The organism is Denitrobacterium detoxificans (assembly GCF_001643775.1).
In the GTDB taxonomy this organism is placed as follows: domain Bacteria; phylum Actinomycetota; class Coriobacteriia; order Coriobacteriales; family Eggerthellaceae; genus Denitrobacterium; species Denitrobacterium detoxificans.
Map to the genome: position 1 here is coordinate 1,829,194 of NZ_CP011402.1, position 24,512 is coordinate 1,853,705.

General features: G+C 59.2%; 17 protein-coding genes. 1 reads left to right on the plus strand and 16 read right to left on the minus strand.

The window, feature by feature from the left end; genetic code table 11:
• Positions 1-78 precede the first annotated feature (78 nt).
• The 8 genes from ychF to AAY81_RS07585 form a co-directional block, all read right to left on the minus strand.
• Entirely contained in the window at positions 79-1,143 is a 1,065-nt protein-coding gene (gene ychF, locus AAY81_RS07550; protein WP_066663430.1) for a redox-regulated ATPase YchF, read from the minus strand.
• 135 nt (positions 1,144-1,278) lie between these two features.
• Entirely contained in the window at positions 1,279-3,801 is a 2,523-nt protein-coding gene (locus tag AAY81_RS10610) for an InlB B-repeat-containing protein (protein ID WP_205630818.1), read from the minus strand.
• Positions 3,802-4,358: 557 nt separating this feature from the next.
• A complete protein-coding gene (locus tag AAY81_RS07560) occupies positions 4,359-6,485 on the minus strand; it encodes a HelD family protein (protein ID WP_240480571.1) in 2,127 nt (708 codons plus the stop codon).
• A gap of 217 nt (positions 6,486-6,702) precedes the next feature.
• A complete protein-coding gene (locus AAY81_RS07565; RefSeq protein WP_066663435.1) occupies positions 6,703-9,255 on the minus strand; it encodes an EAL domain-containing protein in 2,553 nt (850 codons plus the stop codon).
• 210 nt (positions 9,256-9,465) lie between these two features.
• Positions 9,466-10,599: a branched-chain amino acid aminotransferase gene (locus AAY81_RS07570; RefSeq protein ID WP_338030608.1), complete on the minus strand. Its 1,134-nt coding sequence runs from the start codon at positions 10,597-10,599 to the stop codon at positions 9,466-9,468.
• A 784-nt stretch (positions 10,600-11,383) separates the two neighbouring features.
• Entirely contained in the window at positions 11,384-12,103 is a 720-nt protein-coding gene (locus AAY81_RS07575; RefSeq protein WP_066663440.1) for a LutC/YkgG family protein, read from the minus strand.
• On the minus strand, positions 12,100-13,596 hold the full coding sequence (locus tag AAY81_RS07580; protein WP_066663443.1) for a LutB/LldF family L-lactate oxidation iron-sulfur protein: 1,497 nt from the start codon (positions 13,594-13,596) through the stop codon (positions 12,100-12,102). Before AAY81_RS07580 ends, AAY81_RS07575 begins: the two co-directional genes overlap by 4 nt.
• Positions 13,597-13,599: 3 nt before the next feature.
• The gene (locus AAY81_RS07585) at positions 13,600-14,349 is read right to left on the minus strand and encodes a (Fe-S)-binding protein (RefSeq protein WP_066663447.1); all 750 of its coding nucleotides are present in this window, start codon (positions 14,347-14,349) and stop codon (positions 13,600-13,602) included.
• A gap of 294 nt (positions 14,350-14,643) precedes the next feature.
• Here AAY81_RS07585 and AAY81_RS07590 point away from each other — a divergent pair, with 294 nt between their 5' ends.
• Complete coding sequence (locus AAY81_RS07590; RefSeq protein ID WP_066663450.1) at positions 14,644-15,192, plus strand: HdeD family acid-resistance protein; 549 nt, start codon at positions 14,644-14,646, stop codon at positions 15,190-15,192.
• A 48-nt stretch (positions 15,193-15,240) separates the two neighbouring features.
• Here AAY81_RS07590 and AAY81_RS07595 read toward each other — a convergent pair whose 3' ends face one another.
• The 8 genes from AAY81_RS07595 to AAY81_RS07630 all read right to left on the minus strand — a co-directional run bounded on the left by AAY81_RS07595 (position 15,241) and on the right by AAY81_RS07630 (position 24,448).
• Positions 15,241-16,800, minus strand: a complete 1,560-nt coding sequence (locus tag AAY81_RS07595; protein ID WP_066663453.1) for a LuxR C-terminal-related transcriptional regulator — start codon at positions 16,798-16,800, stop codon at positions 15,241-15,243.
• Between the two features lie 94 nt (positions 16,801-16,894).
• A complete protein-coding gene (locus AAY81_RS07600) occupies positions 16,895-17,593 on the minus strand; it encodes a TorD/DmsD family molecular chaperone (RefSeq protein ID WP_066663456.1) in 699 nt (232 codons plus the stop codon).
• A gap of 47 nt (positions 17,594-17,640) precedes the next feature.
• Positions 17,641-18,516, minus strand: coding sequence for a 4Fe-4S binding protein (locus AAY81_RS07605; RefSeq protein ID WP_066663459.1), 876 nt, complete (start codon positions 18,514-18,516; stop codon positions 17,641-17,643).
• 5 nt (positions 18,517-18,521) lie between these two features.
• The gene (locus AAY81_RS07610; protein WP_066663462.1) at positions 18,522-19,136 is read right to left on the minus strand and encodes a 4Fe-4S dicluster domain-containing protein; all 615 of its coding nucleotides are present in this window, start codon (positions 19,134-19,136) and stop codon (positions 18,522-18,524) included.
• Positions 19,137-19,240: 104 nt separating this feature from the next.
• Complete coding sequence (locus tag AAY81_RS07615) at positions 19,241-20,041, minus strand: dimethyl sulfoxide reductase anchor subunit family protein (protein WP_066663464.1); 801 nt, start codon at positions 20,039-20,041, stop codon at positions 19,241-19,243.
• A complete protein-coding gene (locus AAY81_RS07620) occupies positions 20,041-20,628 on the minus strand; it encodes a 4Fe-4S dicluster domain-containing protein (protein WP_066663476.1) in 588 nt (195 codons plus the stop codon). The genes AAY81_RS07615 and AAY81_RS07620 overlap by 1 nt, the downstream gene beginning before the upstream one ends.
• Complete coding sequence (locus tag AAY81_RS07625) at positions 20,618-23,413, minus strand: molybdopterin-containing oxidoreductase family protein (RefSeq protein ID WP_066663479.1); 2,796 nt, start codon at positions 23,411-23,413, stop codon at positions 20,618-20,620. Before AAY81_RS07625 ends, AAY81_RS07620 begins: the two co-directional genes overlap by 11 nt.
• A gap of 159 nt (positions 23,414-23,572) precedes the next feature.
• Complete coding sequence (locus AAY81_RS07630) at positions 23,573-24,448, minus strand: hypothetical protein (protein WP_066663483.1); 876 nt, start codon at positions 24,446-24,448, stop codon at positions 23,573-23,575.
• Positions 24,449-24,512: the final 64 nt, after the last annotated feature.

The following is a 24,512-nucleotide window of genomic DNA, read 5'->3' on the forward strand; positions in this document are numbered from 1 at the left end:
CACGAGGCACGAAAATGGGCCGCCCAGTGCGACGCACCAGACAGCCCAAAAGCTAGTGTTATACGGGATTCTACGCGCTTAGACGTTGAACTTGAAGTGCATGACGTCGCCGTCCTGCACCACGTAATCCTTGCCCTCCTGGCGCAAGCGACCCGCAGCGCGGCAACCTGCTTCGCCACCCAGCTCGCTATAGTCCTCGAAGCTGGCGGTTTCGGCCTTGATGAAGCCGCGCTCGAAATCGGAATGAATAACGCCTGCGGCCTGGGGCGCCTTCGCGCCCACGCGCACCGTCCATGCGCGACTTTCGGTTTCGCCGCTGGTGAAGAAGCTCTGCAGGCCCAGAAGCGCATATGCCTCGCGCACCAGGCGCGCCAGGCCGCTTTCGGAAAGACCCATGGCCTCCAGGTACTCCGCAGCCTCCGCCTCATCGAGTTCGGCCAGGTCGGCTTCCACTTTCGCGGAAATAGGCACGGGCACCGTGCCGTCGATTTCGGGCAACTCGGCATCGAGGGCGTCTTCGTCGACGTTGGCGATGTAGAGCATGGGCTTCATGGTAAGCAGGCACAGATCGCGGATGCTGTCGGCCTCTTCGTCGGAAAGGCCCAGCGTACGCGCACGATGCCCCTCATTCAGGCCCTCGTAGACCTTCTTGGCCGTTTCCAGACGCAGGGCAAGGCTCTTATCGCGCTTGGCTTCCTTTTCCAGGCGGCTCATGGCCTTTTCCAGCGTGCCCATGTCGGCCAGGATGAGTTCGGTCTTGATCGTTTCCACGTCGCTAGCTGGGTTTACCTTGCCAGCCACATGCACGACGTCGGGGTCGGAGAAGAAACGCACGACCTCGCAGATGGCATCGGTCTCGCGAATATTGGCCAGGAACTGATTGCCCAGGCCCTCACCCTGGCTTGCGCCCGCAACCAGACCGGCGATATCGACGAACTCCACCGTGGCGGGCACGATGCGCGCAGGATGGTCGATTTCGGCCAGACGATTCAAACGGCTGTCGGGAACAGGCACGATGCCGACATTGGGCTCGATAGTGGCGAACGGATAATTCGCGGCAAGACCGCTCTGATTGGTAAGCGCGGTAAACAGCGTGGATTTGCCAACGTTGGGCAGGCCCACGATACCGATGGAAAGCGACATGTGTACTCCTCTGTTGAACGCAATGCGCCCATGATAGCACGCAAAACGAGTGCACGAGGATTCCGGCGCGTCTCCTGCGCGCCGATCACATGGATTCGGATGAAGGGTGGCCGCGCGGCACGTCCGCGCCGTCTATCAGCTTGGAGCGAGCGCGTACCAAACGGAGGCACCGGCGCGCCAGCCAATGCTCAGCAGATAGTCGTTTTCCGTCTGAGAGACCGTGTAATTGAATGCTCCCACATCTGCATTGGGGTTGACCTGGCATAACACCTCTACGCCATGCGCGTCGTCGGAATACCAGCCAATGCCCTCATCGTTGCAGCCCGCAGCGATATACGCATCACGATCTGCCGTGCTCGTAGTGTAGAAGTGCTCGCCTGCCGTGGCATCGTACAGGCGATATACGGGCGTGGCGCTCGAAGTGGGCGCCGTCCAGCCAATGCCCTCGTACGTCCAGCCCGCAGCCTCGACTTCAGCGGCCTCATGCGGGTCGGCTGTGTAGAAATGCTCGCCCGAATTCGGGTTGTACAAACGGTGCAAAGCGACAGGCGTCGAATCGTATTCACCTGCAGAAACGATTTGGAATTGCCCCTTAAGCGTACCAGTGTAGTTGCCTTCGCCCGTAGCCGTGACCGTAGCCGTTCCAACGGTGTTGTTGCCAGCATACGAAAGCTCGAAATCGCCTTCTCCCAGGGCGCCCAGCGCGCCATCGGTAATGGAAACGGTCGGCGTAACTGCAGATCCGGCATACGTTTGGGGAGCGATGGTGGCCATGGTGCACAAACCAATGTCCCTAGGCGACACCGTGAAGGTCAGCTCTTTCGCAGCAGTTGCCGCGGCACCTGCTTGACCTGCCCAAACGTAGCCTTCATCGAGTTCCGCAACCAACGTGTACGAACCAGCATTCACCGCCGTGGCATTGCCGGCATCGTCAAACGTGAGCGTGGCGTTTGCGGAGGGCGTGGAGCTTCCCGCACTTCCCGACGAAGGGTCCGTCACGTAATGCGCCTGATCGACATCCGCCCAAAGATGATAGCCCTCACCTGCGGAGACGCCAATTTGAGCCTTACCGTTGTACACGAGGTCACGCACGGCAATGGGGACTTGGGCCGTCTTGGGCTCGTCAACCGGAGCGCTATCGAGCTCGAACGTCGCGCCCACCGTAACGTCGCTAGCGGGCATGCCAAACGACCAGGCCCCAGCCGTTTCGGTCACCTGATGAGTGCCCGTGCTATCCGTATACGTAACGCTGGTAACCTTGTAGTTTTCATACGGCTGAGCGTCAACCGTGATAGTTGCGCCCTCCGCGGCAACCACGGGGCTCGCCTGGATGGTTCCATAGGAAACCGCAGCTAAACGCACGTTATACATGGTCGGTGGCGTTTCGGCGACCGTGAAGTTCACCTGCTTGATGCCCTTGAAGTTGCCCGTTGCGCCCTGAATGTTGTCGGCAACGAAGACCGCCGTATACGAACCGGGCGTCGTGGGGAACGTGGTCGACTGCACCGCACCATTGTTGGTCGTATACGTTACTGTGAAATCGCTGGTGGGAACCGCAAGGGGCGTTCCCGTGCCCGTGGTGTAGGTAAGCTGCGGAGCATGCGCTGCAGCAGCCTGGGCCTCTTCAAGCGTGTAGCTGGAGGCCAGCGTAGTGGTGCAGCTGGAAATGTCGGCAGGCGAAATGGTGAACGAGAGGCTCTTCGCTGCAGACGTCCCATCCGACCAGGAGAAACCCGAGCTCAACGTAGCAGTAACCGGATACGTGCCGGCATTCGTCCCAATGGCATCGCCGCCAGAAATAGTTGCCTGGGGCATTACGCCAGCAGGAGCCGAAAGCGTATAGCCCGTGCCACTGCTCATACCTACCTGAGCTGCGCCATTGTACGTTAGGGAATTGGGGGAAGGAGGATCGATCTGCCTGGTGGCGTTCGACTTAAAGGTGGCGGTCACCGTGACGTTATCGGCCGGCATAGAGAACTCATACAGGCCAACTGCGTTCACCCCGCACTCGATAGCGCCAACATCGTCGCCCGCAACGGAAACCGAATCCACAGCGTAATTGGTCTGGGGAACCACGGAGAACGTAATGTCATCTTCCGGATAACCTGACGTGGGCAAATTCTGAATGGTGCCGCCCGTTCCAGCTTGCGACGTAATGGTGTACGACGTTCCGGTACGCGGGATGTACGTAGGCGTAACGATCGCGTAAATGGAGCCAGCCGCCGCCTGATCTGCGGCACTGTTACCAAGCAATGCGTAGCAATCGGGCATCGTGAAGTGGAAGAGGTTCGTGGCGTCCTTCACGATGGGCGAATCCAGATGGGGATCCAGCGTGGCTTCCTTCATGCCCGCGAAGGAGACCCTGATGCAGTCGTACGCGTCGGTCAAAGTGTAGCCCTGAGTAGGCGTTACGTGCATGTAAACGACTTCGCCTGCGGCCGCAGCGGCAATGGGATGCTCGCCCGCAAGGTCGCTCGAATATACGATGTCGCCATACGCGGAGCTACCCGACGTCATGGTGTAGAACTTGAATTGCGTCGCGTTATCGGTAACCGTCTGACCTGCGTCAACATACGCATATGCCCGTTCCGCCGGAACGATGGGCGTCATGGCAACGGCCATGATTATCGCCAGCAACGCACCTAGAATGGCACGCACAAGGCGCTGGCTCGAAAGGGAGTCACCCACGGTTTCACAGCTAGTACAACCATGCGAAGCCGCAGGTCGCACGGGGATATAGCTCGCACAGGAAACATGGCGCAATCGACGCCGACCACGCCTTTTGCGCACGTCGGACGACTTTTCCGAAGCAGCATGAGCGAACGTGTTCATTACGTCCCCCTATTCCCCCAAACGCATTGCGGCATACACCCCACACAGCCGCACATGCGGAAATTACTACCGCAATTCTATCAAATTCGAAGGTGAGCTTCTAGGGTTCAATCAGGCAAAAGACCAGGTGGGAAGGCATGTTTGGTTCAAGCGGGGTGGATGACCCAAAAGAAAGGCACCTCCCCTCTCCCCCACGTTTTCACAAAAATGCGCTGATAGCTCGTTCCCATACCCACCAATTTGAAAAAGTCAAAACAACGAAAATAACGATTTGATTACCACTCGTAAAAACGCACCCCTCCCACCCCCTGGGGAGGCTCAAAAGAATCGCCCCGGAAAATCCGGGGCGAAAACGCAAAACACGGTATAGATTGCGGGAGGATTTACGCCAGCAGCGGCGTAAGGGGACCCTGCGAAAGCACGGATACGAAATGAGTTGCACGCGAGATGGCCGTGTACAAACGGCGGCGCGCAAGCGGCGTATCGGGATATACCGAATCCTGGGCATCGGGCACGATGACGGCGTCGAATTCCAGGCCCTTGGCCAGCGGCAAGTCGATAAGCACCACACCCGCGGCCGGCAGGCTGGCATTCGGACGCATAAGCACGATATCGCCCTCGTCTGCCTCGTCGGGCTTGCGCGCCCCCAGTTCACGAGCGAGCCAACGTACGCGATCGTGGCTTTCCGCAACAATGGCCGTAAGGCCACCACGCTCTCGTGCAGCCTCGATCTGGGCACGCAGCGCAGCCAGATACTCAGCGGCATCTCGCGAACACGCCTGGATGGTGGGCGCCTGCCCCTCGCGTTGCACCGACGTCGCCTGGATATCGCTGCCATGCACCAGCCCACAGAACATGCTGGTGATTTCGGGGGTTGAACGATAGCTGGTGAGCAGGCGGCATTCGCTCACCTCGCCTTTGGCCCGCGCGAAAACCTCGCGAATCTCGGGGAAGGTAGCAGTGTGCTCGCGAATGGCCTGGTGCTCGTCGCCCAGCAGCAGAAAATGCGCGTTCCCAAACCAATGAGCCAAGACCATGAGCTGGGCTTCCGTATAATCCTGGACCTCGTCGACCATGACGTAGCGCGCGCTACGGCACCCCGTGCCCGCAAATCGCGCCTTCAGATACAGCCACTCAACGGCACTCACCGTGGGCTGCCCCGTAACGCGCATGCCAATGCGATCGAAACGCAGCCACTCCAAGTTCTCGATAGCCTCGTGCGCTACGGCATAACGCGCCTGCACGTACTCTTTAGCCAGGTTGACGGTCTCTTCCTGCGTGGAGGGTGCAATGGCGCTGCCAAAATAGCGCACCATGTCGTCGACGTCGAGCGAGAGCATTTCGTCGTGCAGTGCTTCGTCGTGAGCCATGGAGTCGAACCTACGATCCAGGCGATCGTGCAGTTCCTCGACCATGAGGCCGCTAAAGCGCGGGCCTACAGGAACATGCTCGTACTTGCGAGCAGCCGACTGCACTTGCGATGCTTTGAGCAGCACCGTTCCATCGACGGCGATTTCTCGGAAGTCATGTGGGTCGAGCGTAAGGCCCGGCAGGGCATCGGCAATGCCCTGAAGCACCGCGGGGGCGGTACCCTCGCCCATGCCGCGATCGGCAAGCCCCTGGTTCTCCACGAAAGAGCGCCAGGTGAAGATCTGGGGGTTCTTCTCGCCCATGCTGGGCAGCACGTCGTCGATGTAACGACCAAACACGGGATTAGGAGTAAACAAGTACACCTGATCGGGCGTCAGGTTCTCGCGGTTGCGATACAGCAGGTAGGCGATACGCTGCAGCAGCACCGACGTCTTTCCGCTGCCGGCAATGCCGTTTACCACCAAGGCCGGTACGTCCTCATGACGCACGACCTCGTTCTGCTCGCGCTGAATGGTGGCGGTGATGGCGTGCAGCTTCTCGGAGTGACGCGACCCAAGCGCCTTCAACAGTAGGGGATCCTCGATAGCCACCGTAGTATCGAAGTAGGCGTTCAGCGTGTCGCGCGTGATATCGAACTGACGTCGCAGCTTCAGATTGGCATGAATGGTGCGACCGTTCGCCTCGTATTGCGTGGCGCCGTTGCTCTGGTTGTAGTACACCTCAGCCACGGGGCTTCGCCAGTCGACGATAAAATGACGGCGCGTCTCGTCGGCGATGCCCACGCTGCCCAGGTAGATGCTACGCGCAGGGGCGCCTTCCTTCAGCTGCAAGTCAATGCGCGCGAAATACGGCTGCCGCATGAGCATTTCCGCGCGACGCAGGGTTTCCTCGGCAGCGTTCGCCGTGCGCTGGTACCCCGCAATGATGCTGTTCATGGCCTCGAGCTCAATCATCGTTTCGGCCGTATGGTCAACCTCGGCGAAGTCGAGCGACCGCTCGTCGCGCATGCTGCCCAAATCGCGCGTTGCTTCCTCGCTCGTTGAGCGAATCTTCTCGAGCTGCGCATTGCGAATGCCACACAGCTTTTCATAGGTGTGCGTAAGATGCTCTTGCTCTTCGGTAAATACGGCGTCGTCCACGAGAACCGTCCTTTCAGAAAAATTGAGCATACTAGTGTATCGAACGCTCTCGCGGCGCGCAAACGGACGTAGTTAGAGTTAGTCGAACATAGCGCAATATGAGCACAATAGGGCCTTAGACGGCCCCAGGTGGCCGCTGACACCCTGCACAATGCCGGGGGTCAGCACCCCAAACGCCCAGCACCAAACGGGACGCGTCAGGGAACATGCAGGATTCTTACTCCCCGTCGAAGAGATTTCGAATGCCGATGACGACCTGTTCGCTATCCGCGTTCAGGCGGACAACCTTCACGCCCACGCGTCTCGTAGGATCGTCCGCACGACGATACGCAATGGTCCACACGCCATGCTCGCCCAATTCGCGCCTCACCCCTTGAAGCGAAAAGTCGGCAAAGAACGAATCGATATCATCCGCGTAAATGCGCGAGGGAGCATCGGCTCGCGCCGCCTCGAAGAACCGTTCGCCATGACGCTGCACCGCCAACTCTTCGCCCTCGGTATTCAGGCTGTACTCGATAAAGCCCTCCGAAGCCAAGTCGACGTAGTAGATTTTGAAGTAGTCAGTCGCCAACGCACGCACGACGCCCGCATAGGTAGCCCCTTCGCCCGCTTCCGACACCGACAAGACCACGACAACAATGGCAGTTTTCCCCGTTACCGGGTTCGAGCGCATGTACCGAATGAAGGCATGCACGGTGGAGCCATCGGCCATCGTCTCATCGAAGAAAATACGACCCCGTTCCCTGCAGCATTGGCGGACGACGTGAACGAACGGCGAGTCAGAGTCGAAGGGATTCCCCGCATATCCCGGCATGGGATTGCCAATGTCGAATCCGTAGAACCGTTTCAAGAAATCGCGGTACGATTGATTGGATCGCGCATACTCGATAGTATTTTCGCCCACCTCGATAACGCCCATGGGAAGCACGTCAAAGTACTTGCGTAGGGCATCTTCCTCATTCGCCATAACAGCAAGGTCGTACAAATTCAAACGACCGATGGTGTCGTAATATTCCGACTCTTCGGGGTTTTCGAAGCCAATCTGAATGCCCCGATCGTACCGTTCGCGTATTTCCGCGAACGACACAGGACGGCAAAACAGAAAGCCCTGGAGCTTGGAGCACCCCACTTCCTGCAAGAACCGCTTCTGCTCTTCCGTCTCTACGCCCTCGCAAAGCGTATCAACGCCCAAAGACGTGGCCATCTTCACGAGCTCCGCTAGCACGGTTTTCGCACTATCGCCTTCGCTGAGGCGACGCATGAAACTCATATCGAATTTTATAAGGTCGAATTCCACACTTTGCAGCACGTCCATAGAGGAATAGCCACTCCCAAAATCATCTAGCCACACGGGGAATCCCAGCGCGCGCAGGCGCTTGACCTGCTCGTTCATAAATTCGAAGTCGCTCCCAAGAATGCTTTCCGTAACCTCGATGGCAATCATGTCACGCGAGAAGCCCGAGGCATCTACGCGCTCCGCTATCTCCCCCACGATGTCGCACGCCGTGAAATCCGCTCTTGAAAGGTTTATCGACGATGGCACCACGTACAAGCCAGCCTGCTGCTGCAGACGCATCTTCCGTAACGTCTGATCGAGCACATACAAATCGAGCTTGTATATCGTGCCCGCCTCCTCGAGCACCGGAATGAAATCATCGGGCGATATGACGCCGTATCGAGGGTCGACCCAACGGGAAAGCGATTCTTCATTACACACGTGCCCATTCAAGCCCCGTACGATCGGCTGGTAGAGCACCTTAATCCACCCCTGGTCAATTGCATTGTCTATATTGGCCAAGATATGCAACCGCCGTTCGGCATCTTCCCGCATGGCGCTGTCGTAATACCCATAGCTCGAGGCGAACTGGGTACGCAGCGCATCGCAGGCAAGCTTAGCGCCATCACACGCCTCGCTCACCGAACCGTCGCCCATTTTGCGCGGGAATACGCCCACACGAACGGGAAGGCTGTTTCCGGCGTTAATCTGGGCGCATTCGTCGAAGAACCTTTGCAGTACCTCGTCGAGACCCGCCTCTTCCGTGCAGACCGCAAAATGGTCGCCCGAAATGCGACAGCAGCTATCATGGGAAAACGTAGCCTTCAGAAGGTTGGCAAATTCGCGAATAAGCTTGTCACCCGCGCCGTATCCGTTCTGCGTATTGAACACCTGCATGCCGCTAAGGTCCAGGTACAGCATCACGGGTTCCCCGCCGCGCTCTTCGATGGCGCGCCTACCCGCTTCGGCAAGCTCGAAAAAATGCGTCATGCTAGGCAAACCCGTGAGGTAATCATACGTACTGTGACGAACGAAGCTTTCCTCGCGCAAGGCTTCAGTGAGAGAAAGCGTTAGGTCGGAACCTCGCAAATCCCCCCGCTCGCCCGTAAAAGAACCCTCGTCTGTATACGAAACATAGGCAAGACGCACGCCCTCTTCCGTGTAGCGATGCTCACCCTTGGCATGTATGATGCGATAGCCGTCGCTACGATGGTCCTTGGTACGGTAGACAACGTCGTATCGATCACCCTGCGTGGCAAAGCGAACGGCTGCTTCGGCGATGCGGGCAACGTCATCGGGATGCGTATCCCGGTACATATCATTGTCCATGTCGAAATAGGCCTGCTTGCGATCTTCGTAGCCGAACACCTCGCAGAAGCCATTAGACAGAATGAGCGTCGAAACGCGCTTGTCGATAAATTGATATATAGCAAGAGGCTGGGGCAAGCCCTCCAGCACCTTGCGCTCCCCATCGGCAAACTGATATCTACCCACGGTAGCCCCCTTCGCACCTTGGGCATCATGGCCAGCACGCCTAGCCACGATCCCCCAGGCTCACGCCCCCGATAATGAGACTTAGGGACTATTATATTTCTTTGTATTCCCCCGAGCGCTTGAACGGCTACCCTTTACCAAGCCGATAACTTAAAACAAAAAGGGCGGAGGAAACCTCCGCCCATAACGTTCGTGCAATTGCTGCCTGCACTAGGCAATCTTCACGACCCAGCCCTCGGGGCCTTCGATTTCGCCACTCTGAATGCCCGTAAGGGTGTTACGGAGCTTCGTCATAACGGGGCCAGCAGCTTCCATGCCACTGATCTCGATAACTTCGTCGCCGTTGGTGATCTTGCCCACGGGGCTAATCACGGCAGCCGTGCCACACAGACCCGCCTCGACGAAGTCTCCCGCTTCGACCTCGGCAAACTTCACCGGACGCTCCTCGACGTTCATGCCCAGGATGTCGCGCGCAACCACCACGAGCGAACGACGCGTGATAGAGGGCAGGATGGAGTCGGTATGACTCTGCGGCACCACGAGCGTGCCTTCCTTGTTCACGAAGATGATGTTGGCGCCACCCGCTTCTTCCACGTACGTACGGCTCTGAGAGTCGAGATAGAGATTCTCGGCGAAGCCGTTGGCATGCGCTTCCACGTTGGCCTGCAGGCTCATAGCGTAGTTCAGACCGGCCTTGATGTTGCCGGTGCCGCGCGGTGCAGCGCGGTCGAAGGGGCTCACGCAGATGGAAATGGGCACAGCGCCACCCTTGTAGTAGGGGCCAACCGGCGTAACCAGGATGCGGAACTGGTATTCCGTAGCAGGCTTCACGCCAATGACGACGCCCGTGGCGAACATGACGGGGCGAATGTAGAGCGTAGCGCCACTGCCGAACGGGGGAACCCATTCCAGATTGGCCTTCACGACCTCTTTCACGGCCTCGACGAACTTATCCTTCGGGAAGGGCGGCATGCACAGACGCTCGGCCGTTTCGTACATGCGATCAGCATTCAGATCGGGACGGAAGCATACGATGTCGCCAGACTCGGTGGTATACGCCTTCAAACCCTCGAAGCATTCCTGGCAATAATGCAGAATGCCCGCGCACTCGCTAATGGTGACGGAATGGTCGGCCGTAAGACCGCCCTCTTCCCACGCGCCATCGCGCCAATTGCACACATAGCTGTACGACGTGGGCATATAGCTAAATCCGAGGCTGCCCCAATCCAAATCCTTCTTTTCCATGCGCCGTCCTTCCACGCGCTTGCGTTGAAATGTTCCATCGATTGTACTACTCCACCACGCTAAAGCACGACATTTCACAGAATTGCAAACCACCCACACCCAACCCCGCAATCATCGCCCCCCCACATCAAGGCGCGAGCGAAGCAAAGCGCCCGTACGAATGCCCACGACCCAGCAGGCTGCACCCCTCGCAGCAGGGCGCGCAGCGAAGCGTCCGCGCCCGTGAGGCAGCATGCCGCAATTGGCACACCTCGCAGCAGGGCGCAAGCGAAGCAAAGCGCCCGTCCCACACCCCACGACCCGGCGCGCAAGATCATCTCGCGGCAGGGCGGACAGCGAAGCGCCTCCGCCCGTGAGGCCGCCCAAGCCAAGCGAACTCCCCTCGCATCAGGGCGCGCAGCGAAGCGTCCGCGCCCGTGGCACACCCCACGACCCGGCGAGCGGAACCCACTCGCAGCAGGGCGGACAGCGAAGCGCCTCCGCCCGTGGGAACGCCCACGACCGGACCAACGGTTTACAACCACCGGCACCTTGCACGCGTACTACGCCGTCAAGAGGAATATCCCAGCCCGGTACACCCCAGAGGGCGGGGCGATGGGCCTTGAGGGGCACTGTGAAAGCAAACAAAAACGCGCTGTACCCGGGGTTGCCCGCGGAGAGCGGGAGGCGAAGCCTCACGCAAATCCGCGGGCAACCCCGGGCAGCGCGCAGTAAAAGCATGAACCAGCGAGCACACGAGCCCGGCGCACCCGCCCGCAAACAAAAGAGGAACGCGGGGGATGTCCTCGCGTTCCTCTATGAGTACAACAACACGCCGGGCGAGCAGCGGAGCGGGTGCCCTCAAGGCCCATCGCCCCGGCCTCGCCAGGCCGAACCGAGTGCGTTACTCCACAACCACGTAGTACACGTACATGGGGCCGTGGACCCCCTCTACGCGCACCAGCTCGATGTCGCTGGTGACGGAGGGGCCACTGATGAAGCACACCTGGCTTGCCAGCTTGTCGCCGGCCTTGCGGGCGGCGTCCAGCTCGTCGAGGGCTTCGCGCATGGTGGGCTTCATGGTGGAAGCGTCGATCAGCACGATGTGAGCCAGCGGCAGCAGGCTGACAGAACGACCGCAGTCGGCCGTCATGGGCTGCACGATGGTGCCCGTTTCGGCAATGGCACCAGCGGCGTACGTTACGCCAAAGCGCGCCTGGTTGCATGCCTGCAGCATGGCGTCGTGGCCAGCTTCAACATCCCAGCGCACGGCATCTTCGCCCAGAACAGCGGGGATGCCCAGCTCGGCGAGCTTTTCCTGCGCGGAATACACCGCAGGGCCCACCTGCACGGTAGCGCCTTCGGCGGCGTCGGCTGCACGGGCCTCGGACACGATCTTGGCAACGGCGTCGGCAGCGCCTTCCGCCGTGGTGCGTACTACACTTACGCGGATGGCCTGAGCCTGCTCCACGAACATATCCACCAGCGCATCGTGCGAAAGACCGTCGGTCACGCGCACGGGACGCTTTACCTGCTTGCCCTGCGTGGGGGCTTCGGGCACTTCTTCATGGCCCAGGCGCGCGGAAATGGGCGCCAGAAAATCATCGAGCGAGCAGCGGCTCATCGGGCATCGCCCTCCCCTTCTTCATTGGCATCTGCGGGGGTGTCCACCCCATCTTCGGAAGCCGCAGCAGCGGCCTTGTGGTCCTTGAACCAGTCGCGGAATCGATACGTGCTGAGCACGTCGACATCGCGGAACGACGTCCAGCCCTTCAGGATGGGCACCCACTGCGTACCGGCATCGAGGCGGCCCTCCTTGCCCGCCATGAGGTTCATAACGGGACGACCCACCTTCATGATGCCCTTGTACAGAGGCACGTGATTCCACATCATGGAAGCGCCACGGAACAGGGGCACCTCCCATGCATGTCCATGACCAGCTTCGATCATGTTCATGCGGTGGTCGCGAATAAGCTCGTGCAGCGGAATCTTCACGGGGCAGCGGTCGGTGCAGGCACCGCACAGGGTGCAGGCGAACGCCAGCGTGTCGATGTTTTCGTAGCCTTCCAGAGCGGCCGTGAGCACGATGCCCATGGGGCCCGGGTAAATGGAGCCGTAGCCATGACCGGTGATGTGGCGATACACGGGGCAGATATTCAGGCAGGCGCCGCAGCGGCAGCAACGCAGCATAGAGTCGAACTGGCTGCCAATCATGTTGGAACGACCATTGTCCATGATTACGTAATGGACTTCCGCGGGGCCGTCGATCTCGCCCTCGCCACGTGCGCCCGTGTCGACGCTGAAGTACGCCGTCATCTGGGCACCCACGGCGCTACGAGGCAGCAACGCCATGCTGGCGTCCAAGTCAGCCAGCGTGGGAACAATGCGGTCGATGCCGATGAGCACGACCTGAACGGGCGGGCACGTATCGACCATGCGGCCGTTGCCCTCGTTGGTGACCAGCGTTACGGAACCGGTTTCGGCAACGGCAAAGTTGCAGCCGCGAACGCCGACTTCGGCTTCCAGGAACTCCTCGCGCAGAATCTTGCGCAGGAAGTGCGTGATGTGCTCGGGAACGGAATCGCCCTCGTAGCCACGTTCGCGCTCGTAAATCTTTGCAATGGCGTCGCGGTCGAGGTGCAGAGCCGGAACCACAATGTGGGAAGGACGGTCCTTCGCGGTCTGCAGAATGTTCTCGGCGCAGTCGGTCTCAATGACCTTCACGCCCGCATCTTCCAGAACCTCGTTCAGGCCGATCTCCTCGGTCATCATGCTCTTCGACTTCACGGCCGTGGAAGCGCCCTTGGCCTCGAAGATATCGAGGATTTCCCAAAGCGCGTCCTGATCGGAAGGAGCGTAGTGCATGATCACGCCGTTTGCTTCTGCGTTCTGGGCGAACTGACGCACATAGTAGTCGAGGTTATCGGTAACGTTCTGGCGCATGTGCTTGGCCACTTCGCGCATATCCTCGAAGCCAGGCATGGCGTCCACGACTTCGGCGCGCTTGTTGAAGAACGTCTCCTGCGCGGTTTCGATGGCATTGTGCTTGAAATCGTCTTCCAGGCACGTGGCCACGCGCTCGCGCAGAGTTACATCGGTATCGTACAGGATGGCCATCGGTTACTCCCTCGAATCCAGAATCTGAGCGATGTGCATAACGCGGATATCGCGATCGAGCTTGCCTTCGGTACGCAGGCGAGCAAGCGCACCCTTGATGTTCATGAGGCAGGGCACGTCGCCGCCGCACAGAACCTCGGCACCCGTGTCGATAATCGTCTGGCACTTTTCGGCAACGATGGCGCTAGAGATTTCGGGCTGCTTCACGCTGAAGGTGCCGCCGAAACCGCAGCAGCGATCGGCATGCTCCATTTCGATGTACTGCAGGCCCTTCACGTTACGCAGTAGCTCCATGGGCTGCTCTTCCACGCGCAGGAAGCGCGTGACGTGACAGCTCTTGTGATAAGTAACCGTATGGGGGAAGCTGGCGCCCAGATCGGTTACGCCCAGCTTGTCGACCAGAAATTCGGTGAACTCGAAGAAGCGGGAACGCACGGAAATGGCGTCGAGCTTCGACTTGTATTCGGGATCTTCGATGATGGCCGGATAGTCGTCGATGATGGCGCTCATGCAAGAACCCGTCAGAGAAACGATGGCATCGTAATCCATGTTGTAATAGGAGTCGATGATGCGCTGCGCAACGGGCACAAGCTCTTTCTTGTAGCCCGAGTTCGTGAGCATCTGACCGCAGCAAATCTGCTCTTCAGGCATTTCGACTTCACAGCCGAGCCGTTCGAGCACGTTGACAGCGGCAATGCCCACTTCCGGGTAGAACATGTCTACCAGGCAGCCAGGGAAAAATGCAACTTTCATTCGGGTGGCGCTCCTCACGTCGTCTCTCATTCTCGTCCTACCCATTTTAGGTATTTGCCCCACGATTCCCGCGCACGCGCGTAAACGCAGGGAAATGTACACACCATTTGCAATCTGTGGGTGTACGCCTGTCGAATGAAACGACAATTGCGCCTGCTTTACCAGAGTGGAGTATTCGTTCCCACGAAAAAAACGAGAGGTCACCATACTCAAAAACGAGGCGACCGACCACGTGAAATGAGCCCAAAAGCGTTACAATTCAACCCAGGGATTATTTGGGGATAGGAGCTCATCATGGGCAGCATGTGGCAAGACTTTGCGCGCAATCGCATCATCGTGGCAATTGCCGGCATTATCCTAGGTGCCGTATTCCTATTCTTCCAGTCACGCGCCCTCGATTTCCTCGTGTGGATCATGGGCATCATCGCCCTCGTTACCGCAGCGGGCTACGCCCTGACATTCGCATTCGGTTCGACCCGCAACCCTGGGCTCATTGGCGCCGCCATCTTCAGCGCACTCGTAGGCATACTGTTCATCAGCGTGCCCATGGCCATCGTAGACTTCCTGCCCTTCCTCATTGGCATCATTCTGCTCGTTAGCGGCATTACCAATCTCATGCGCAGCTTCGCAGCCGCAGGATTGTTCGGAGGCATTGCACTGGGGCCGGCTATTCTTTCGGCCATCATCGCCATCCTGGGATTGCTCGTCATTGTGCGCCCCGGAGCACTGGCCGATGCGGTCGTGCTATTTATGGGCATCAGCCTAATCGTAAGCGGCATATTCGACATCTACCTCATCATCGTCGATCGTCGAAAGCAGCCCGTGGATATCTACGTGCGCTAACAGGTAGGGGGCAAACAGGCCCCCTACACTTTCAAAACGTGACGTTCCCTACTCGCGCTCGCGCAGGTATGACTCCAGACCATCGATAAGATCCTGCTGAGAATGCGCGTCGCATTTCACGTATATGTTGCGCACATGGCTACGTACGGTGTTGTACGAAATGCAGAGCTCCTCGGCAGCGCGGTTCTTCGTATACCCCTTCAGCAGGAGTTCGAACACATCACGTTCGCGTTCGGAGAGATCGCAGTCGGCAGCCATGGAGGCAACCGCCCTACGCCAACGGCCAGGCTTTCGCTCCCCCTCTTGATCGGAGACGCGAACGGGCTTCATTGCTGGGCACGAAGAGCAATCGGAGCAATTGGAACTCTCCTTGCGCATGAGCTCGTCTTCGAGCATCTGATTCGCCTCGCGCGAACCGCCAATAGAGATAGAAACGGCCTCGTCGTCGCCGTCGACCGGGCGAAACAGACCATCAATTACCCCAGGATTCACGACAATGATGCCGCACACGAGCATGACCGCAAGCAGCAAAACCTCGATGGTGGGCAAAACGGCGCTATCGACATCGAAGGCAAACAATCCAAACCCGATGAGCCAACCAACAACCGAGCAAAGGGCCATAGTGCCCCACCCCCAGCCAAATATGCGAATGGGAGATCTACCCGATTTGTAGGCGATGCCATTGAGCAACGTCCAAACCACCAAATTGAGCAAGGCGTTGATGCAACCAAAGCTCTCGAGCGTAGCTGAGGACCCCAGCCCAACGATGGGAAGCGGCAACGTCGCGAACGCCAGGGCCAAAAACGCGTAATAGCACAAGCGCGACAAGTTGGTACGCAACGGTAGGGCGGCAATGACGAAGCAAACGACCAACTTCACGAAGAAGAAGATGACCGAAGAATTGCCACGCGCCTCGGCAAAGGTATCCATCTCGATCATAGAGGGATAGAAACCACGCACGATATTGATGGCGATGGAGAACACGCCAATGGCCAGAACCAACCGCAAGAACGAAAACCCACGGTCGGAGTATTTCTCGTCGCCCACGCTGTCATACCGCAAACGTCCGCCGTCGAGCAAACTCGTAATGCCGCCCAGCAAGGGCAGCAACGCCATGAACACCGGGGGCCAACCCGCAGGCAGCATGAGCACGTACCCATAGATAAAGGAAGCGAGAATCTGCACCAGCGCGCAGGATAGCATGATTTCCTTGGGATTCACCTGGGCAAGCAAAAAGCTGAAACGCGCTGCGAGCAGCGAGGTGAACACGCCGGTCAGGGCCACGAACACCATGCTCCCCAACTGCATATCAAGCCACGTGGAAATAGAGGCGAGCGCACCAGCACCCGCAATCCAGGCCGGCTTTTGAATAATGGCCTGCACCTTGCGGTGCGCAAAGCCAAACGCAATGAGCATAAGCGACATGGCCGTAGTAGAAACGCAATACGCAATGATGATCTGAAGCGAATCGGGTTCAACCGGGCCTAGGTATATTTCGCCCGAATAGATGAGCTCGATCCATGCCACCCAGAACGCCTGAGACATCAGGGCGATGGCGGGCATGATGTTATCGAACCCAAGTTGGGCATTCTTTGGCGTGATACGCATGGATCCACTCCTCCTTGGTTTCCGTGCGTTTCGCATACGATGTGGAACACTGCCGCACCCCACGACATTTCACAGGATGCGGCAACGGGGCACGCTACGCCGCCTGGCTCACCGCGCTCCCCGCCAGCTCTTCCATGAGAACGGCGTCGTCGGATGCATAAGCGATGATAATGCGCATCATCGCGGGATAGAGCGGCAATTTCGCGAACTCGTCCACTTTCGCGGCAAGCCGATCAACCCAGTTCAGAATATGCACCTTCAGAAAACCCGTCTGCACGCGGGCAAGGCGCGCCAATTCGTCGCGATCAAGTTCGCTTGCACGCAGAACCTGGGCCGTACGCGTAGCCATAACCGACATGAATTCCAATTCCAAACCCAGATGATCTTCGGGCATGCGCAGGCTCGCGTCGACATCTACGCCATTCGCGCGATAGATACGCAGCGCATCGTCACGGGCATCCTGCATGAGCAGATGCTCTTCGCTCGTGAAGACCGACTCATAGGGCTCGGCCGTAATGCCATCGTTGACGCCCGCCGACAAGAAAATACGGGCGTAATCGCATGCCAGATCGGTACGCGGATCGCTTCCCGCATGCGCCAGATACCGACGGATGGACGTAATGGCGGCGGCCACTTCCTCGGACGCCCCCTCATCGGCCGCAAGCGATTTTAGCTGCCCAATTTGCTCGACCGTGAACTCATGCAGCAGCGCGTCGGAGAAAAACTTGTACGACGCTGCGCGCCCGTCCATCATCTGGGCGATTTCCTCGGTGGTAAGAGTTTCCTGTTCCATGATGTGCCTTTCTACGTAGCGGCCACGCAAACATGGCCGCCACACTCTTATGCTTCAGACGCGGACGCTTCCTGCGTCGCCTCGGTGTTTTCAATGTTGGAGGCTGCCTGCAATTCGGCTTTCTTCGCAAGCAGCGGAATACTAATGGCGCCCGACGGGCATGCTTCCACGCACTCGCCGCATCGAGAGCATTCGGGAATGGACATGGCATGCGGGTCAACGCGCTCGGGGCATATGTTTACGCACGTCGTGCAGCGCTTCCCCTTCGCATGCAAGCACGTATGACGCTCCACGACCGGCCTGAGCACGCGGCTCTTCGATGCCACGAGCGAAAGCAAGGCGCTAATGGGGCAGAAGGTAGTGCACCATTTGCGGAAGAGCACAACCTCGGCAATAAGCACCAGGGGAAACACGATAAGACCCCAGCTCGCTTCGTTGAAGCGAAAGAGATTCCAAATGCCGATGGTGACGGCAAAGGACAAACCAACGGGGCACAGCAGACAGAATACGGGGAACCCGAACGCGAACGAACTGGCGACCGTGCCCAGCAGCACCACGTGACGGCTGTCGATGCGCGTGCCATTTCGCGTGCCCGCATCCTTCGCGTCGCCCTCTTCGCGCGCTTTCTTCGCGCTCTTTGGACGGAAGAAGGAACGCACGTGAGGAACGGGGCACACCCACGAGCAAAACGCCTTGCCCACGCAGAAGCCCACGATCAGGATGACCACAAGCAACACGATGGGATGCACCAGGAATGCCTTCGCACCAGCAAGTACCTCCAGGGCGCCAACCGGGCAGATGGCGGCGATATCGCGCCAGCCCAAGGCAGACGGCGTACCCGTACCCGTATGAATAACCAGGCCGACGATAACGCTCAAAAACACAATGAGCGAAACGAGCCCGCGTTTAGTACGCATCTTCATGGCGCTTACGCCTCCTTCCAGACTTCGACGTTGATGCCGCGAGCATGCGATCCCGTATAGGCACGATACGTTGCCGATGGGCAGACGAGCTCGCACTTGCCGCAGCCATTGCAGAGCTCGGCGTGAACCACGGGCTTGCCCGAATCATTCAGCTCGATGGCCTCGTATTCGCAGGCATCCACGCAGATATGGCAACCCGAACCCTGGTAGGCAATGCACTCGTTGACGTCCACTACGGCTACGCCGATCTTTTCAGTGGAGGGGTCAAACGGAACAAGCGCCTGCGTCGGGCACACTTCGATGCACTCGTTGCAGAACGTGCAATAGCCCTTGCGAAAGTCAATGCGTGGGGTGCGGTAGTTAACCAGCCCATTTTCCAGAACGCACACCGTCAGGCAATTCTCGGGGCAGATGCTGCGGCACTTATCGCACTTCAAGCAGCGCGCAATGAATGCAGCTTCGTCCTGCCCTCCCGGAGGGCGCAATAGGTTTCCATCGCCCGCAAGCGCCACGCCCACGCCTCCCACAGCGCACAGTCCAGCCACGCCTGCCGCACCCAAGGCAAATGCTCGGCGCGAAACAGCAGGCGAGTCATCGCGCGGCTTCTCGTCTTCCGACATCGATTCCTCCTCGTCATAACGCTTCCCCACCCGCGGGGGCGGGCGGTAACCCACCCCCGCGAGCATGGTGCGGCACCCCGTCTGCGAGCGCCGCACCTTGCGACCTACATGGGGCTAAAGAAGTTGTACAGAGTACTCATGGACACCCACATGAATGCGCGGTACGCGATGCAGCCTACGATGGCGCATACGGCAGCCGCCGATGCAAGCGCCAGGGCGCTTTCGGGCTTCTTGCCCACGAAATAGCCCATAACCGCAGGCAAAACGCCGCCCACGATCACAGCAAGGACCCAGCCGAGCAGCACGGCATCGGCAGAGGACACCGTCGCCGTGTAGATGCCCGCCAGAACGGCGGCAACGATGCCGCCCGCGAGAAGCAGCTTCGGAAACGCATCCAGGTTGGAAGCGTCGCCCTTTACGCAAACGCAGGCAAGGTAGCAGGCAATACCAGCCGGAATGGCGGTACCCAGATAGCCCAGGGGCAAGAGAATCGTATTCCAGGAAACGCGCGCGGCCATCATGTACGAGGCACCTGCCATGAACGACAGCAGCACGCCGAACACCGCAGCGATGATGATCAGGCCCTTGCGGGCAGATGCCCCGCCTTCACGCTTGAGCATAATCAGGTAGATGATCGCGAACAGGGCGGTAACTCCAACCAGGGCGGCTTCGGTGAAAATGCCGCTGGTGGGATGACCCAGAGCAGCGAGCATGCGCTCGGGGTGGGCCAAGTGCGTTACCGACGCGCAACCACCCACGATCAAAAGGACGATCGCAATAAGCGTCGCTGGAAATGCGGCATTACGCTGAATGCCCTTTACCTCGGCATATGCCAGCGATGCAAGCATCCAGCCAGCCGCGCCGGTAAGCGTGGTGAAGATAACGAGAGACCATTGGATTGCCATTATTCCTCACTACTCCTCCAGGTCGCAATGCTCTTGCGCAGGATGTATGCCGTAGAGGGGCCATTACCCACGTCCGTAAGGTGATGCACGTCCTGCGGGTCGGCGGCCGCAATGGCCTTGGCGGCATCGGACGTGGGATCGTCCAGGTCGCCATAGAAACGCGCCTCGCCACAGCACTTCGCCACGCAAACGGGCTTCTCGCCGTTGGCGGTAAGGTGACCGCACAGCGTGCACTTCTCAACGCAGCTTTCCGAGCTATTCCACGAACGCACGCCGTAGGGGCAGGCCATCATGCAGTACTTGCAGCCGATACACTTACTTTTGTCCACAAGCACGATGTTCGTTTCCGGGTCGCGATAGCTAGCGCCCGTGGGGCACACGTTCACGCAGGGAGCGTCCTGGCACTGCTGGCACATGGTGGGCAGCCAATACTGCTCGATGTCGGGGAAGGTGCCATGGGGCCCTTCGATGATGACCTTGTTCCACTGCTCGCCCAAGGCAATTCCGTTTTCAGCCTTGCAGGCGACCTCGCAGCTAAAGCAGCCGATGCAGCGGTTGAGGTCGACTACGATGCAATTACGCGTCATAAACGGCATCTCCTCCTCCGGTGTTATCAGAGGGAACGGGCATCCAGGGCTCGAACTCCTCCGGGTCCTCCCAAACGCCTTCGGGCTTGGTGGACTTCTCGATGTTTACTTGGAACCCGCGCAGCGTGTACGTGCCATACTCGTCGTTATACGGCTCGTCATGCTTGGTGAGCAGGTTGATGTTCATGGCCTTCCATGCCTGGCTGGGATCGTCGGAATCCAGCAGCTCGGGATTCCAGAAGCGTTCCTGGTACAGCACGCCAGGAGCAATGCCCTCGGTAACCAGCACCTTGCCGTGCGTCGAATCGCGACGGCTCGTGAGCTTGATCCAGTCACCCGTTTCCACGCCCACTTCTGCAGCCGTCTTCGGATTGATCCAGGTAAGGGGCACAGGATAGATCTCACGCAGATACGGAACATTGCGCAGCGTGCCGTGGTGGTACATGGGCACGCGGCCCTCGGTGAGGGTGTACGGATACTGCGCATCGTAGCCATCATCGCCAACCACGGGGCTCTCATGCGGCTCGCGATAGTACGGCAGGGGCGGATAGTCCACCGAAGCCGCAGGGAACGAGAAGCCCATGGAGTCCTTGCCCGCGGAATTGCCGGTACGGCCCAGACGAATCATGCCCTCGGCGTACGGCTCGCAACGCAGGCTCGTAGTGCGGCTGAAGCCATACGGCTTGCCCGTGGTAGGGCTGATCTGCTTGTAATAGCCGTACGAATTCTGCACCCAGGCCTCTTCCTCGGTGATCTCCATCGGCATGAGTTCCTTGCACTGTTCCCAGGTAAGCCCCTCGGGATACTTCTTCGTGAAGGAACGGCTGATGACGGAAGCCAGGAATTCCTCGTACTCCTCGTAGGTAAGCCAGTTCTTGGAAAGCTTTTCCACGTTGCTGAAATCACCCGTAAAGGAGCGCAGACACTTGGGATGGCCCTTGTCGGCGAGCTTCTTGGTAAGCCAGCTCCACATGAGGGTCTCGTCCACGCACTCGAACAGCTGCACCACGCGCTGGCGAATGAGGAAGACGTTGCAGCGGTCGCAAGCATAGCTGGTTTCCAGCCATTCGGCCGCAGGTAGAATGATGTCCGCCATCTCCACGCTCATGGCCGTGGGGTACATGTACATGTGAACGATGAGCTCGAACTTCTTCGCCGCCTCCAGGAAGTGGCGGGCGCCGCCGAGCATGGCGGGCTTGTTGCCGGAACGGTCGATCCACACGCGCGGCAGATACGGCTCGCCCGTTTCCAGGGCCGTGCGGATAGTGCCGATGTGGCTTGCCTTCCAGAAGCCCAGGCCCTTGTGCTCGATGTACCCCAAGCGGCGAAGCTCCGTTTCGTACGTGGGACCCATCTCGTTGTAGCCGTACTTGTCGTACGCAGGCACCAGGTAGGTGCCAGGGTTCTGAGCCGGACGCTGCTGCGTCAGATTGCCAGGGTTATCGACATTGCTCATGATGATGTCGATAATGGTGGTACCCATGGCGGCCTGAGCGCTCTGCTCGTACTGGTCAGTTGCCACGCCCAGGCTGATGCCGGCGTTGGGGCTGTTCTCCACGTACAGCTTGATGGCTTCTTCGATCTTGTCCTCGTCAAGCCAGCAAACTTCGGCCGCCTTGGCCAACGTCCACTCTTCGCAGCATTCCTTCAGCGCGCGGAAGCCCGTCTTGATGCCGGTAACGCCGTTGTATTCGAACTCGCCGTCCATCTGGGCATCCAGCGTCTCATCCCAGGGGAAAGGAGCTGGACGCGGGGCATTCTGCGTCTTGTCCCACACTACGAACGTGTACTTATCTTCCGCCTCGTCCACTTCGAAGCCCAGCTCGGAGGCCTTGTAGGTGTACTTCGTTTCCGGGTTGATGAGGAACGGAAGATTCGTCCACTTCATGCAGAACTCTTCGTCGTAGAGCTTGTTATCCAGGATGTACTTGATCCAGGCAAGCTCGAGCGCAACGTCAGTGCCCGGGCGAATGGGCAGCCAAATGTCAGCCTTGGAGGCATCGGGCGTGAAGCGCGGGTCGATGACAACCGTCTTCGTGCCGTTCTCGCGCAGGTTGCACAGCGCGCGGCCACCCGAAGCGGGGCAGCTCTGCGAGGGGTCGGTGCCCCACAGGACCAGGCACTTGCACATGTTGTCGCCATACTGGTTACCCGAGTAGTAAATCTCATAGGCATTCGAGTCAGCGATGGAGTTGTCGGTCTGGCCGTTCATTACCGGCTGAGCATGGTTACGCGGCAGGTAGCACTGAGCGCAACCGGGCTCGAAGAAGTTACCGCCATCAAACGCCTGCAGGAAGCGCATCTGCGAATAGAACTGCGGGTTACCACCGCCACCACCAGAAACGATGAGCGTCATGGGGTCCTGCTCGTACAGGTCCATGAGCTTGTCGGCAATGGTGTCGAGCGCTTCTTCCCAGGTGATGCGCTCCCAATTGTTGGTGCCGCGCTCACCCACGCGCTTCATCGGGTACTTCAGGCGATTGGGGTTGTACAGCGCCTGAATGCCAGCTGCGCCCTTTGCGCAGATGCGGCCCTCGCTCATCGGGTCGATCTCATCGCCCACGATGCGCACGACGCGCCCATCTCGCACGGTCACCTTTACGGCGCAGTTCGAGATGCACGCGCGACAAGCGGTATGTACCACCTTTTCTTCGCCGGAGGAACTGGTGTCGGCATGAGCTGCTTCCACGAAATTCGTGTCAGACTGCCCGGCAACCGCGCAAACGGCGCCAGCAACTGCAGCCGTTTTCACGAAGCTCCTGCGCGACATATTCAATTTCTCCATCCCTACCTCCTTCTTTCTTCCTCTTGCATTGGATGTATCTCGTCTAGCAGGCACATGCGCCCGCAATAGACCCATGGGAATACGGCATGTGGCCGCACGGGGAGAGTGCGGCGCGCGCTGCAATAGGGAGGAGGGTGCAACGCGCGTCGCCGGAAATGGCTATGCAGTATGGCTGGCCTTGCGGCTACTTGCGGCGATTCGCCCTTCCTGCGTGGTAATCCAAGCATGTTCCCAGCGAATGCCACCAGCATCCTTCAGCAGATTTCCGTACAGGCTCGGCCAGATGGTGGGAATGTCAGTACGCGGATCGCGGAACAGGAAGCCCTCGGCGTCAAGCAGACTCTGTAGGTCCTTCGTGCTTAGACCACCCTCGCGATCGCACAGCTCAAGCGTGCGTAGCAGGGCGCTCGCAAGGTGCGGGCGTTCCAGAAAGAGAGCGTCGAGACGCGTTGCAGGCTCGAACAGCTCGGCAACGCGCTCACCCTCGGGTGTAGTGATGTACCACTCCTCGACCACGTCCTCTTCGGTAAGCGATTCGTCAGCGATGGCGTCCTCGATGGAGCCCTCGTATGGTTCGCCATTCACCTTCACCTGGCACGCAAGCGCGCCACGACGTACCAACACGTCAGCAACGCTGGACAGCGCCTGCACGGGCTTTGCGCCCGCAGCTTCCAGCTGGGCGTCCACCTGGGCAAGCAGTTCACTCCCCTCGCGCTCTTCGCGACATGCCGCAAGCAGAGCGCGCGCGGGCTCGATGAGCGTGGGGTTGTCGCGCAAGGACTGCGCCAAGGCATCAACCTGGTCGACGGGCTCCTCGGCGCAGGCAATCACGGGCTCGGACTCATCTTTGCTAGGGGAATCGACATAGGCAGCATGGGGCACGGGAGGAATGACAGCAGACTCCTCCAACACCGTGCCTTCTTCGGCAGCACGCGCCGCGCGTTCCCTTATTTCCTCGACGCTCATAGAAGGCTGCAGGCCGCGTTCGACCTTCCAGCCAAAGCTCGTTATTTCGCGCTTGGGACCGCGTTTCATGTGATGCTCCTCTTCTACAAAACCAGATGCCTCTCCGGGGCATCCGCTCCTCCATCTGCATCGC

Bases quoted from the DNA above. Each gene is read 5' to 3' on its own strand.
- AAY81_RS07595 (WP_066663453.1), bottom strand. From the start codon at position 16,800: ATGCGTATCACGCCAAAGAATGCCCAACTTGGGTTCGATAACATCATG.
- AAY81_RS07590 (WP_066663450.1), top strand. From the start codon at position 14,644: ATGGGCAGCATGTGGCAAGACTTTGCGCGCAATCGCATCATCGTGGCA.
- AAY81_RS07615 (WP_066663464.1), bottom strand. From the start codon at position 20,041: ATGGCAATCCAATGGTCTCTCGTTATCTTCACCACGCTTACCGGCGCG.
- AAY81_RS07620 (WP_066663476.1), bottom strand. From the start codon at position 20,628: ATGACGCGTAATTGCATCGTAGTCGACCTCAACCGCTGCATCGGCTGC.
- AAY81_RS07630 (WP_066663483.1), bottom strand. From the start codon at position 24,448: ATGAAACGCGGTCCCAAGCGCGAAATAACGAGCTTTGGCTGGAAGGTC.
- AAY81_RS07585 (WP_066663447.1), bottom strand. From the start codon at position 14,349: ATGAAAGTTGCATTTTTCCCTGGCTGCCTGGTAGACATGTTCTACCCG.
- AAY81_RS07575 (WP_066663440.1), bottom strand. From the start codon at position 12,103: ATGAGCCGCTGCTCGCTCGATGATTTTCTGGCGCCCATTTCCGCGCGC.
- AAY81_RS07580 (WP_066663443.1), bottom strand. From the start codon at position 13,596: ATGGCCATCCTGTACGATACCGATGTAACTCTGCGCGAGCGCGTGGCC.
- ychF (WP_066663430.1), bottom strand. From the start codon at position 1,143: ATGTCGCTTTCCATCGGTATCGTGGGCCTGCCCAACGTTGGCAAATCC.
- AAY81_RS07600 (WP_066663456.1), bottom strand. From the start codon at position 17,593: ATGGAACAGGAAACTCTTACCACCGAGGAAATCGCCCAGATGATGGAC.
- AAY81_RS07625 (WP_066663479.1), bottom strand. From the start codon at position 23,413: ATGGAGAAATTGAATATGTCGCGCAGGAGCTTCGTGAAAACGGCTGCA.
- AAY81_RS07610 (WP_066663462.1), bottom strand. From the start codon at position 19,136: ATGTCGGAAGACGAGAAGCCGCGCGATGACTCGCCTGCTGTTTCGCGC.
- AAY81_RS07605 (WP_066663459.1), bottom strand. From the start codon at position 18,516: ATGAAGATGCGTACTAAACGCGGGCTCGTTTCGCTCATTGTGTTTTTG.